Source organism: Halomonas sp. SCS19, from assembly GCF_040147015.1.
In the GTDB taxonomy this organism is placed as follows: Bacteria; Pseudomonadota; Gammaproteobacteria; order Pseudomonadales; family Halomonadaceae; genus Halomonas; species Halomonas litopenaei.
This window is the reverse complement of record NZ_JAMSHN010000001.1, coordinates 832024-844309: the sequence shown is the minus strand read 5'-3', so window position 1 is coordinate 844309 and position 12286 is coordinate 832024. Positions and strand designations below refer to the sequence as shown.

General features: G+C 64.1%; 11 protein-coding genes. 10 read left to right on the top strand and 1 reads right to left on the bottom strand.

The features are described from left to right. Positions 1–153: 153 nt before the first annotated feature. The 3 genes from NFH97_RS03415 to NFH97_RS03405 all read left to right on the top strand — a co-directional run bounded on the left by NFH97_RS03415 (position 154) and on the right by NFH97_RS03405 (position 2120). Entirely contained in the window at positions 154–1224 is a 1071-nt protein-coding gene (locus tag NFH97_RS03415; RefSeq protein WP_045991813.1) for an NAD(P)H-dependent glycerol-3-phosphate dehydrogenase, read from the top strand. Next, positions 1214–1702, top strand: a complete 489-nt coding sequence (sixA, locus tag NFH97_RS03410) for a phosphohistidine phosphatase SixA (protein WP_349624431.1) — start codon at positions 1214–1216, stop codon at positions 1700–1702. Before NFH97_RS03415 ends, sixA begins: the two co-directional genes overlap by 11 nt. Positions 1703–1805: 103 nt before the next feature. Further along, positions 1806–2120 (top strand): antibiotic biosynthesis monooxygenase family protein, encoded by a 315-nt coding sequence (locus NFH97_RS03405; RefSeq protein ID WP_045991811.1) that lies wholly within the window; start codon positions 1806–1808, stop codon positions 2118–2120. Between the two features lies 1 nt (position 2121). Here the strand turns inward: NFH97_RS03405 and NFH97_RS03400 are convergent, their stop codons facing one another. After that, entirely contained in the window at positions 2122–3084 is a 963-nt protein-coding gene (locus tag NFH97_RS03400; protein WP_045991810.1) for an AEC family transporter, read from the bottom strand. A 205-nt stretch (positions 3085–3289) separates the two neighbouring features. Here NFH97_RS03400 and kdgD point away from each other — a divergent pair, with 205 nt between their 5' ends. The 7 genes from kdgD to NFH97_RS03365 all read left to right on the top strand — a co-directional run bounded on the left by kdgD (position 3290) and on the right by NFH97_RS03365 (position 12128). Beyond that, the gene (gene kdgD / locus NFH97_RS03395) at positions 3290–4207 is read left to right on the top strand and encodes a 5-dehydro-4-deoxyglucarate dehydratase (protein ID WP_045991809.1); all 918 of its coding nucleotides are present in this window, start codon (positions 3290–3292) and stop codon (positions 4205–4207) included. A 123-nt stretch (positions 4208–4330) separates the two neighbouring features. After that, positions 4331–5389: a type 2 periplasmic-binding domain-containing protein gene (locus NFH97_RS03390; protein WP_213231550.1), complete on the top strand. Its 1059-nt coding sequence runs from the start codon at positions 4331–4333 to the stop codon at positions 5387–5389. A gap of 96 nt (positions 5390–5485) precedes the next feature. Continuing rightward, positions 5486–5920: a tripartite tricarboxylate transporter TctB family protein gene (locus tag NFH97_RS03385; RefSeq protein WP_213231548.1), complete on the top strand. Its 435-nt coding sequence runs from the start codon at positions 5486–5488 to the stop codon at positions 5918–5920. Between the two features lie 14 nt (positions 5921–5934). Further along, entirely contained in the window at positions 5935–7500 is a 1566-nt protein-coding gene (locus NFH97_RS03380; protein ID WP_349624430.1) for a tripartite tricarboxylate transporter permease, read from the top strand. Continuing rightward, the gene (gene garD, locus NFH97_RS03375; protein WP_349624429.1) at positions 7490–9079 is read left to right on the top strand and encodes a galactarate dehydratase; all 1590 of its coding nucleotides are present in this window, start codon (positions 7490–7492) and stop codon (positions 9077–9079) included. Before NFH97_RS03380 ends, garD begins: the two co-directional genes overlap by 11 nt. Before the next feature lie 43 nt (positions 9080–9122). Next, positions 9123–10448 carry an enolase C-terminal domain-like protein gene (locus tag NFH97_RS03370; protein ID WP_348827701.1) on the top strand — a complete coding sequence of 442 codons (1326 nt, stop codon included), beginning with the start codon at positions 9123–9125 and terminating at the stop codon, positions 10446–10448. 102 nt (positions 10449–10550) lie between these two features. Then, complete coding sequence (locus tag NFH97_RS03365; RefSeq protein WP_349624428.1) at positions 10551–12128, top strand: aldehyde dehydrogenase (NADP(+)); 1578 nt, start codon at positions 10551–10553, stop codon at positions 12126–12128. Positions 12129–12286: the final 158 nt, after the last annotated feature.

Sequence of the window (12286 nt, the reverse complement as noted above, 5' to 3'; positions counted from 1 at the left end):
GAATAGACGCCCCTCTTCACAGGGGCCCGACGACGCCCCTTTCGAGGGGCGTTGCTCGTTGTGGCACCAGGTCAGTCAAAGTGGCGACGAGATCCCTCGTCGTGACGTCAGATTCGGTACAATCCACCAAGACTCATCGACTGCGGAGCAAGCATGACCGACATGGACACCAGGGTGGCGGTGCTGGGGGGCGGGAGCTTCGGCACCGCTCTGGCCAGCATCGCCGCCGATAACGGCTTCCACGTGCGCCAATGGCTCAGGGACGGCGCGCTGGTGGAAAGCATCAATCGTGATCATCGCAATCCGCGCTACTTGCCCGACTACGCCATCAACCCCAGGGTCGAGGCGTCCACCGAACTTGAGTGGGTGCTCGAGGAGGCCATCCTGGTGCTGGTGGCGATTCCCTCCAAGGCCTTCGCCGAGGTGGTGCGCCAGGCACGTCCCTGGCTCAAGCCCGAGCAGATTCTGGTCAGCACCACCAAGGGTATCCAGGAGGATGGCTTCAAGCTGATGAGCCAGATCCTCGAGGACGAGACGGGGTTTGCCCACGTGGGCGTGCTGTCCGGGCCCAACCTGGCCTCCGAGGTGGCCCAGAAGCAGCTCACCGCCACGGTGATCGCCAGCCACGACGCCGAGACGCGATCGCGGGTGCAGGCGGCGCTGGGTTGTGACTATTTCCGCGTCTACGCCAGCAATGACCGCTACGGGGTCGAGCTTGGCGGTGCGCTCAAGAACATCTACGCCATCGCCGCCGGCATGGCAGCGGCGCTGGGCATGGGCGAGAATACTCGCAGCATGCTGATGACCCGTGCACTGGCCGAGATGAGCCGCTTCGCCGTCTCCCAGGGCGCCAATCCGATGACCTTCCTTGGGCTGGCCGGCGTCGGCGACCTGATCGTGACCTGCTCGTCGGAACTGTCGCGCAACTATCGCGTCGGCTTCGCGATGGGCAAGGGGCAGAGCCTGGACGAGGCGGTGGCGTCTCTCGGACAGGTGGCCGAAGGGGTCAATACCGTCAAGCTGGTGCGCGACAAGGCCGACGCCGAAGGCGTCTACATGCCGTTGGCGGAAGGGCTTTATCAGGTGTTGTTTCGCGGCGTGCCGGCCCGTGACATGGCCAAGCTGCTGATGCGCGGCGAGCAGAGCAGCGATGTCGAGTTCGTGCTCCCCCGCGAGGACGTCAAGCAGGACCGGCGGCAGACGGAGGCCAAGAATGGCGGATAGACTCTGGATCATGCGTCACGGCGAGGCCACTCCGGGCTTTCCCGACGAGGCGCGCAGGCTGACCACCCGCGGCGAGGACGAAGTTCGCGCCATGGGCCGCTGGCTGGCGAGTCGTGACGACATCGACTGGGGCCGGCTCAAGGTGCTGGCCAGTCCCTACGTGCGTGCCCAGCAGACCGCCGCCCTGGTGCTCGACGCTCTGCCGGACGAGGTGAGCCTCGATACCCTGGACATCATCACCCCCGACGATTCCCCCGAGGCCGTGGTGGACTGGCTGACGCTGGAAAGTGACGAGGGCCCGCTGCTGCTGGTCAGCCATATGCCGCTGGTCGCGGCCCTGACCGGGCTGCTGGCGGAGGGCAGGGCAGGGGCCGGGGTGGGCTTTGTCACCGCGGCTATCGCCGAACTGGAGGCCGACGTCAGAGCCGCTGGTTGTGCGCGGCTGGTGGGCATGACCACGCCATCGTCACTTCGCTGACCCTGACCGCAGTGGTTGGCGTGGTGTAAGCGACGTGTCTGACATATTTCGCACTCGATAGAACGGGCCCGTCACTGGCGGGCTTTCACCTGAAGGGACGCCCATGAGCTTTTTCGTCAACAACCGCATCTTCGTCAATCCGGGCTTCGAGGACGAGTTCGAAGAGCGCTTTCGCCGTCGCGCCGGAGAGATCGACAAGCAGCCGGGCTTTGTCGCCATGCGTGTGCTGAGGCCGCTGGGCAACCAGGCGCCCTACGTGGTGGAGACCCAGTGGGAGAGCCAGGCGGCGTTTCGTGCCTGGGTCGGCAGCGACGACTTCAAGCGTGCCCACGCCAACCCGCTGCCGGCAGAGGCCACCCGCGAGGGCGGCGGTATCGAGCAGTTTGAGGTGGTCGAGGGGACTGAAGCCAAGGGCTGAACTAGATCAGCCCGTTGAGCCGCAGGGCGAAGACACCCACCGTCACGCTGATACTGGCCACCAGAGTGGTGAGGGCGATGATATTGGCCGTCAGGATCTCATCGCCGCCCATGGCCTTGGCCATGACAAAGGCCGCCGCCGCGGTGGGGCTTGCGAAGAACAGAAACAGCACGCCCAGCTCGGCACCACGAAAGCCAAGCCCCAGCGCCGCCAGGGTGGCCACCAGCGGGATCACCACCATCTTGGCGAAGCTTGCGCTGACGGCGGTGCGATAGCTGGTCTTGAGCGCCCGGGTGGAGATGGTGGCGCCGATGCAGATCAGCGCCAGCGGCAGGGTCAAGGAGGCAAAGTAGTCACCGGTGGTCTCGATCCACTCGGGCAGGCTGACCTGCAGCGCCGCCAGGGGCGTGGCGACCACAACCGCCAGGATCAGCGGATTGGTCAGGATATGGCGGAAGATGCTGTTCCAGTCGATGGCCTTGCGCCGGCCGTCCTCGTCCAGTTGGTATGCCGCCAGCACCACCACCGACAGCACGTTGTAGCAGAGGATTACCACCCCCAGCAGCAGACTCCCCAGCGATAGCCCTACCTCGCCGTACATGCCGTGGGCGAGTGCCAGGCCGACCACTCCGCAGTTGCCGCGAAAGGCGCCCTGTACATAGACCCCGCGCTGGTGACGCTTGACCCGAAGCGCAGCGTAGCCCCAGGCGAGCACGAAGCTTGCAATGGTGGCCAGTGCGAAGAAGGCCAGCATCCAGGGGTTCAGGGTGCGTTCCAGATCGGCGCGGATCAGGCTGAGAAAGAGCATGGCCGGCAGGGTGGCGCGAAACACCAGTCGCGACGCCGTATTGACGAAGGCCTGATCGATCCAGCCGAGTCGCTTGAGCGCAATGCCGATAAACACCATGGCAAACACCGGCAGGCTGATGTTGAGCGTCGACAGGAAGACATCGATCAATGACATGGGCGCGCTGTGAAGCCTCTTGATGGTGGCGCCGGGTCGTCCACAAGGGATCAGAGAGGTGCGCCTTGAACTTTGGTCTCAATTTACCATAGCGTCCCTTGTCAGTCCTGAAACAAGTCGCTAACTTGTACTTTGTATGATGTATGACATGACGGGGAATCGAAACCCTCATGTCCGTTCACGACGAAGACAGGAGGACGTTTCGGTGAAATTTTCCCATGCACAGGTCAAGCAGGCGATCAGCGATGGTCTGCTGTCCTTTCCGGTCACGGACTTCGACGCCGAAGGACGTTTCGACGCCGAGAGTTATCGCGCGCGTCTCGAGTGGTTCATCAGTCACGAGATTTCGGCGGTGTTCGTCGCCGGTGGCACCGGCGAGTTCTTCAGCCTGTCGCTGGAAGAATTCCGTGCGATCGTCCGTCTGGCCGTGGAAGTCGTCGATGGCAAGCTGCCGGTGATCGCCAGCGCCGGTCTGAGCGTGGCCACCGGTTCCGAGTTCGCCCGCATCGCCGAGGAAGAGGGCGCCGACGGTATCTTGCTGATGCCGCCTTACCTGACAGAGTGTCCCCAGGACGGCCTGGTGGAATACGCCAGCCGGATCTGTCAGTCCACCAGCGTCAGCGTGATCTACTACAACCGTGGCAACGGCGTGCTCAACGCTCAGTCCGCCAAGCGGCTGGCCGACGCCAACCCCAACCTGGTGGGGCTCAAGGACGGCAAGGGCGACATGCAGGCGCTCAACCGCGTGATCAAGACCGTCGGCGATCGACTGGCTTACGTCGGTGGCGTGCCCACCGCCGAGATCATCGCCGAGGCTTACCTGGCGGTGGGCGTAAACACCTACTCCAGCGCGGTGTTCAACTTCGTGCCGGACATGGCGGTGACCTTCTACAAGGCCCTGCGTGCCGGTGACAGCGATACCGTGCGCAAGATCTCCCGCGAGTTCTTCCTGCCCTTCGTCGCCCTGCGTGACCACAAGGCAGGCTACGCCGTCAGCCTGATCAAGGCCGGCACCGACCTGATCGGCCGTCCGTCCGGCGCGGTGCGTGCCCCGCTGGAAATGCCAAGCGATGATGAGCGCAAGCAGCTCGAGCAGCTGATCGAGCGCGCCCGTTCCTTCTGACCGAGGGCGGTCGCTAGCGCTACGGTGTAGACCGCTCCTCGATCTGGCCCTTCGTCACGATCCTCCCGTATCGAAGGGCACCACTCGTCCAGCCACCAACAACCATTTCAATGAGGTGACTTCATGAGCATGCCAAGACTCTCTCTGCCCCTGACCCTGACCGCTACCGCCCTGGCGACCTCGCTGGCCCTGGGTAGCGCTGCGGCGCTGGCCGCCGACGGGCCCCTGCGCGGTAACATCCGTGTGGTCATCGGCTCCAGTTCCACCGGTGGCGACACCTACCAGAACTCGGCCATCGTGGTGGACCAGCTGTCCGAGGCGCTGGACCTGAACATGAAGGTCGACGCGGTGGGCGTCAGCGCTGCCTATCGCGCCCTGGATCGTGATCCTCGCGGCAACACTCTGATGATCTTCCATGACCAGGCCTACCTGGGGAATCAGTACGGGGTCGAGGGCTACAAGGACCCGTTCGAGAATTACATCATCGGTCCGACCATTGCGATCAATCCGGGCAATGCCTACCTGGTGCCCAAGGACTCGCCCTACCAGACCCTGGACGACATCATCGAAGCGGTCGGCAGCGGTGAGACCGTGCGCGTGGCGATCCAGCCTGGTGGCGTCTCCGAGATTGGCTACACCGCACTCAAGAACGCCATCCGCATCGAGCACCCCGGTACGGAAGACAACCTGGTGGCGGTCAATACCGGCTCCCAGGCCGACAAGAACCAGCTGCTGTTCGATGACCAGGCGGACTTGATCAACGGCTCGGTGCAGGCCAACGAGCAGTACACCCGTCTGCCTGAGGATGACCAGAAGGCCATGCGCTTCGTCTGGCTGACCGCACGCCATGACACCCTGCAGCAGGCGAACGAGGAAGGTCTGGGTCAGACCGACCGCGAGACACTGCTGCAGTTCGTCGAGCCCAACGTCGAGGTGACCATGGGAGAGGGCGAGAACTTCGCCTTCGATAAGGAATTCTTCTTCCTCTACAACAAGGACATGAATCCAGAGATCGTCGAGCAGATCGACGCCACCCTGGAAGAGATCTACGCCGAAGGCGAGATCCAGGAGACCCAGAAGACGTCGTTCTTTATTCCTGACTTCATGCCCTCCGACGAAGCCCAGGCCCACCTGCGCGAGAAGGCCGACCGCTACGCCGACATCATCGACAGCATCAAGTAAGGGACCGCTGCCGGCGGCTTGGCCCGCCGGCATCCCTGTTCTTGTCCGTCCACACAACTCGCAAGGCTCTCCCGTCAGGCCTGCCCCGGAGCCGCTATGGAAACCTCACCGTTGAGTGTGTCGATCGACTTCGACAGCTCTCATCTGTTCTTCCCCACGATCATTCACTGGGTACTGGCGTTGCTGTTCGCCCTGATCGTGGTGTTTCGCCTTGTTCCTTTCTTTGCTGCGGTCAAACGCGGCGAGAAAACGTTGCCGATCATCGGCGAGTCCATGGACGGATTTCGTTTCTTCGGCACCCTGGTGCTGATCACCGCCTATTTCGTGCTCATGTCGGTGGTGGGGAACCTGTTCCCCTATACCGGCTACGGCTTTCTGTTCGTGTCCATCGTCTTTCTGTTTTTGATGTCGATGATGTACATGCACACCCGCACCCGCCGCAAGGTGATCACCGCCGCGATCAATGCCGTGGTGGCACCCTCACTGGCCTGGCTGATCTTCGCCAAGCTTTTTTACATCACCTTGCCGTAGGGGAGAGTTGACCCATGGAACTTCTGTCCTACCTCGATATCACCTTCTTCCTGCTGGCCGCGATCGGTGCGCTGATCGGCATCATCTTCGGCGCTATTCCCGGCATGACCGCCACCATGGCGGTGGCCGTGTGTCTGCCGCTGACCTACGCCCTCGGCCTCGAGCATGGCCTGGCACTGCTGCTTGGCCTCTATGTCGGCGGCATCTCCGGCGGTATGGTGCCGGCGGTGCTGCTCAATATTCCCGGCACGCCCTCGTCGATCACCACCACCTTCGACGGCTACCCCATGGCGCAGAAGGGCCAGGGCGAAAAGGCCCTGCGCGTATGCGTCGTGGCGTCGCTGGTGGGTGGACTTGTCAGCGCCCTGGTGCTGTTCTTCTTCGCTCCCTTGCTGGCCGAGTTTTCGATCAAGTTCTCCTACGTGGAGAAGTTTCTGATCATCTTGCTGGCGCTGACGGTCATCGCCTCCATGTCCAGCAACATGTTGATCGGTATCTTCAGCGGTGTACTGGGCATCTGGCTGAGTCTGATCGGCACCTACAGCCTGTCCGACGGCGGCAACGGCAAGACGCGGCTGATGTTCGACTTCATGCAGCCCTATCTGGTGGACGGCTTTGCACTGCTGCCGGTGTTGATCGGGATCTTCGGCATCTCGACCATCCTGCTGGAGGCAGAGAAGGGTGTGAAGAGCGGCCTGTCCGGCGCCAAGATCGAGATGGGCAAGGGCGGTGGTTTCACCTTCGGCCTGTTCAAGGGCCGACTGACCAACCTGATGCGCTCGTCTTTTATCGGCACCTTCGTCGGCATGCTGCCGGGCGTCGGCGGCAGCGCCGCCTCGGTGCTTGCCTACACCCAGGAAAAGAACCTGTCGCGGGATTCCAGCCAGATGGGCAAGGGGGCGCCCCAGGGGCTGATCGCCTCCGAGTCGGCCAACAACGCCTTGACCGGTGGCGCCCTGATCCCGCTGTTGTCGCTGGGGATCCCCGGGGACTCCACCACGGCGGTGTTGATCGGTGCCTTCACCCTTCAGGGCATCCAGGTGGGGCCGTTGTTCATCCCGGAAAATCAGGACACCTGGACGGTGATGATGATCGCTCTGGTGTTCGCCAACATCGTGATGTTCTTCCTGATGTTCTACGCCATCAAGTACATCGCCCGGGTGGTGCTGGTGCCCAAGTACGTGCTCTATCCGATCATCGTGATGATGTGCGTGGTCGGCGCCTACGCCATCAACTACGGCATCATGTTCGACGTCTGGACGCTGCTGATTTTCGGCATCTTCGGTTACCTGATCGAGAAGATCGGGCTCGAGGTCGCGCCTTTGATCATCGGCTTCATTCTGGGCAGCTCCGCCGAGGTGTACTTCGTCAAGAGCCTGGAATCCTTCGGCACCTTCTCGATCTTCTTTACCAAGAGCCCCATCGCGCTGGTGCTGTGGGGGCTGATCGCCGCGTCCATCGCCTTCTCCATCGTGCTGGGCATCAAGACCCGTGCGCGCCAGAAGATGGAATTGAGCCAGGTGTCCGGCAGTACTTCCGGTGGCACCACTTCTGGATCGGGAGAACGTCATGACGGCTGAACCCAGGACCAACGAGAGCCGCGTGATCCGCGTCCATCCCGGCGATAATGTCGCCATCGTGGTGGGCCAGGGTGGACTGCCACGGGGTACCCAACTGGATGATGGCGTGGCGCTGGTGAGCGACATTCCCCAGGGCCACAAGGTGGCCCTGGCGGATATCGCCGAAGGTGAGCGCATCCTGCGCTACAACGAGGTGATCGGCACGGCGCTGTCGGCCATCCCGCGCGGTGGCCACGTCAACGAGAACAACGTCAGGCTGCCGATACCACCGAAGCTCGACGAGCTGCCTCTGGCGACCCGCAAGGCGCCGGTGGTCGAGCCACTCGAGGGCTACACCTTCGAGGGCTTTCGCAACCCTGACGGCAGCGTCGGCACCAGGAATGTGCTCGGCATCACCACCAGCGTGCAGTGCGTGGCCGGTACCGTCGATCACGTGGTGGCGAAGATCAAGCGAGAGCTATTGCCGCGCTTCCCCAACGTCGATGACGTGGTCGGGCTCAACCACAGCTACGGCTGCGGGGTGGCGATCGGCGCACCGGCGGCGATCGTGCCCATCCGCACGCTCAGGAACCTGGCGCTGAACCCCAACTTCGGTGGCGAGGTCATGGTCATCGGCCTTGGCTGCGAGAAACTGCAGCCCTCGACTCTTATCGAGGACCGCCCGGTCAAGATTTTTGAGCGCAGCGAGGATGCCGCCACAGGTTCCGCCAACGACGACGCCAACGTATTGAGCCTGCAGCACGAGTCCTTCGAAGGTTTCGGCGAGATGGTCGACGGCATCATGGCCATGGCCGAGCGCCACCTTGAGCGGCTGAATCGTCGCCGCCGGGAGACCTGTCCGGTGTCGGAGCTGACGGTGGGCATGCAGTGCGGCGGCAGCGACGCCTTTTCTGGGGTAACCGCCAATCCGGCGGTGGGATTTGCCACCGACCTGATCGTGCGTGCCGGCGGCAGCGTGATGTTTTCCGAAGTCACCGAGGTGCGCGACGCTATCCATCTGCTGACGCCTCGAGCGGTAGACGAGGAGGTCGCTCGGGCGCTGATCGAGCAGATGGCCTGGTACGACGACTATCTGGCCCAGGGCCAGGCCGATCGCAGCGCCAATCCGTCGCCGGGCAACAAGAAGGGCGGGCTCAGCAATATTGTCGAGAAGGCGCTCGGTTCGGTGATCAAGTCTGGCAATTCACCGATCGTCGACGTCATAGGACCCGGCGAGCGCCTGCGCAAGCGCGGGCTGACCTTTGCCGCCACCCCGGCCAGCGACTTTATCTGCGGCACCCTGCAGGCGGCGGCGGGCATGAACCTGCAGGTCTTCACCACCGGGCGCGGTACCCCCTACAACCTGGCGATGACGCCAGTGATCAAGGTTTCCACCAACTCGACCCTGGGACGTCGCTGGCACGATCTGATCGACCTGGACGCGGGGCGCATCGCCACCGGCGAGGCCAGCATCGAGGACATCGGCTGGGAGTTGTTCGAGCTGATTCTCGAGGTGGCAAGCGGCCGTCACCAGGTCGCCGCCGACCGCCTGGGTCTCTACAACGACCTGGTGCTGTTCAACCCGGCGCCGGTCACCTGAGCGCTTCATCATCCTTAACCGAACTACCAAGAGGCAAGATTCCATGTTCCCCAAGATCACCAAGATGAACATCGTGCCGGTGGCCGGCGAAGACGGTTTTCTGCTCAACCTGAGCGGTGGCCATGCCCCCTGGTTCATCCGCTGTGTGCTGGTGCTGGAAGACGAGTCCGGCAATCGCGGCGTCGGCGAGATTCCCTCCAGTGACGGCATCCTCAAGGGGCTTGAGCAGTGTCGTTCGCTGGTCGAGGGCGCACGGGTCAACGAGGTCAAGCAGGTGCTGAGCCAGGCTCGCCAGGCGCTGTCGCAAAACGGCCCGGAGGAGCGCGGTCGGCAGACCTTTGATCTGCGCGTGGCGGTACACGTGGTTACCGCCATCGAGTCGGCACTTTATGACCTGTTCGGCCAGGCGCTGGGCATGCCAGTGGCCGACCTGCTCGGCCAGTACGGACGTCAGCGTGACGAGGTAGAGGCACTGGGCTACCTGTTCTTGCTCGGCGATCCGGACAAGACCGACCTTCCCTATCCCAAGGTCAGCGACCCGATAGACGCCTGGGACGAGGTGCGGTACCAGAAGGCGATGACTCCGGAGGCGGTGGCCAACCTGGCCAAGGCCGCCTACGCGCGCTACGGCTTCAAGGACTTCAAGCTCAAGGGGGGCGTGCTGCGCGGCGAAGAGGAGGCCGACTGCATCCGCGCCCTGCACGAGGCCTTCCCCGAGGCACGTCTGACGCTGGATCCCAACGGTGCCTGGTCGCTGGATGAGGCGGTGCGAGTGCTCGAGCCGATCAAGGAACTGTTGAGCTATGCCGAGGATCCCTGCGGCCAGGAAGGCGGCTACTCCGGTCGCGAGACCATGGCCGAGTTCAAGCGTCGTACCGGCCTTGCCACCGCCACCAACATGATCGCCACCGACTATCGTCAGCTGAAGCTGGCGGTCCAGCTTAACTCCGTGGACATCCCCTTGGCGGACTGCCACTTCTGGACCATGCAAGGGGCCGTGGCGGTGGGCGAGCTGTGCAACGAATGGGGCATGACCTGGGGCTCGCACAGCAACAACCACTTCGACATCTCGCTGGCGATGATGACTCACGTCGCCGCTGCCTGTCCTGGCGAGATCACCGCCATCGATACCCACTGGATCTGGCAGGACGGTCAGCGCATCACCAAGGAACCGTTCAAGATCGAAGGCGGCAAGCTGAAGGTGCCGACCACGCCAGGCCTTGGCGTCGAGCTCGACGACGACAAGCTGATGGAGGCCCATCGGAAGTACCAGGGCCTCGATGTCACCAGCCGCAACGACGCCATGGCCATGCAGTACCTGATCGACGGCTGGGAGTTCGATCCCAAGCGTCCTGCCCTGGTGCGTTAGCCTCGACTCGATGGCTCAGGTGCGAAAGCCCCGGTGAGGACGAAAGCCGACGGCCTTTACCGACGCTCACCCCGTCGAACGTCACACGACAGGAGAAGATTCATGAAACTGGAAGGAAAGCAGCTGATCGGCAGCCAGGCCGTCGAGGCCAAGGGCGAGCCCATCCACGCCGTCAATCCGGCCACCGGCGAGACCCTCGAGCCTGGCTACAAGGCAGGCGCGAAGGCCGAGGTCGAGCGCGCCTGCGAACTGGCCTGGGCGGCCTTCGATAGCTACCGCGAGACCGGCCTCGAGGCCCGTGCGACCTTTCTCGAGACCATCGCCGAGGAGATCGAGGCGCTCGGTGACGCCCTGATCGAGCGGGCCATGCAGGAGTCCGGCTTGCCCCAGGCACGTCTTGAGGGCGAGCGTGGCCGTACCTGCGGCCAGCTGCGCCTGTTCGCCTCGGTGGTACGCGCCGGCGAATGGCTCGACGTGCGTCACGATCCGGCGCTGCCGGACCGCGAACCGATGCCGCGGGTCGACCTGCGCCAGCGCCATATCGCCCTGGGTCCGGTGGCGGTGTTCGGCGCCTCCAACTTCCCGCTGGCGTTCTCGGTGGCCGGCGGCGACACCGCCTCCGCCCTGGCCGCCGGCTGTCCGGTGGTGGTCAAGGCCCACTCGGCCCACCCCGGCACCTCGGAGCTGGTCGGCCGCGCGCTGCAGAAGGCGGTGGCCCGCTGTGAACTGCCGGAAGGCGTGTTCTCGCTGTTGTTCGGTTCCGGTCGCGAGGTCGGCCAAGGCCTGGTCAGCGACCCGCGGATCAAGGCGGTGGGCTTCACCGGCTCGCGCAGCGGTGGCACCGCCCTGATGAAGACCGCTCAGGCGCGTCCCGAGCCGATCCCGGTGTACGCCGAGATGAGCTCGATCAATCCGGTGTTCCTGCTGCCCGAGGCGCTCAAGGCCCGTGGCAAGGCGCTGGGCGAGGCCTTCGTCGGCTCGCTGACCATGGGGGCCGGCCAGTTCTGCACCAACCCGGGGCTGGTGATCGCGGTCAAGGGCGAGGCGCTCGACGGCTTCGTCGAGGCTGCCGCCGAAGCGGTCAAGGGCGCAGGCGCCCAGACCATGCTGACGCCGGGCATCCACGACGCCTACACCCAGGGCGTCAACACCCTTGGCGGCAGCGACAAGGCCCGTGAAGTGGCGCGTGGCCCACAGGGCGACGGACCCAACCAGTGCCAGGCCGGCCTGTTCGTGGCCAAGGCCAGCGACTTCCTCAATGATGAGGCGCTCAAGGCCGAGGTATTCGGTTCGACCTCGCTGGTGGTCGAGTGTGCCGACCTGGACGAGGTCAAGGCACTGGCCGAGGGGCTCGAGGGCCAGCTGACCGCGACCCTGCAGATGGACGACGGCGACATCGACGCGGCCCGTGGCCTGCTGCCGATCCTCGAGCGGCGTGCCGGTCGGGTCATGGCCAACGGCTGGCCCACCGGGGTCGAGGTGTGCCACGCCATGGTCCACGGTGGCCCCTATCCGGCCACCTCTGACTCGCGCACCACCTCGGTCGGCAGCGCCGCCATCCACCGCTTCCTGCGCCCGGTGTGCTATCAGAACCTGCCGGACGCCTTGCTGCCGCAGGCGCTCAAGGATGGCAACCCGCTGAACGTCAGCCGCCTGGTGGACGGCAAACGGGACAGGTGAAGGGACTGATGGACAGCGCCAGACGCGCTCGGTGGTGACACCGCTGACGTGAAAACAGCAAGGCCCGGTGAGTCGATCACCGGGCCTTGCTGGTATTGCATTGACGCTCGCACTTTTCAGGTTGCGCAGGAGCGTTCATTTGACTCGAGGTGGTACTA